At 48.6% G+C, this 278-nt stretch carries 1 pseudogene; it reads left to right on the plus strand.

Annotated elements, in window-relative coordinates:
- Positions 1-278, plus strand: a pseudogene (locus ACTHS4_RS11910) (FimV/HubP family polar landmark protein); the annotation flags it as partial.

Here is a 278-nt window from a genome sequence, read left to right on the forward strand (position 1 = left end):
TTTTCCAAGTCGGCGCAGGTTCACAATCACGCGAATACACAGCCATCATTGATCCCGCAGGCTATTCCGGTAAAACGGATGGTTCAAGCCGTGCGCGCAGCGGTGGCGAATCTTCATCCAATTCTTCTGCTGACAACAATTCATACCATTCTCAATTTGACCGTCAGGCGGCGCGTGACCGCATCAACCGCGCGATACAAAACGGAAATCAAAATGAAACCGTTCGCAAGGAAGCTGTACGAAAAGATAAAAACAACACGAATAAACCGGTACAGACA

Source organism: Neisseria sp. P0014.S009 (assembly GCF_051958155.1).
In the GTDB taxonomy this organism is placed as follows: domain Bacteria; phylum Pseudomonadota; class Gammaproteobacteria; order Burkholderiales; family Neisseriaceae; genus Neisseria; species Neisseria flavescens_C.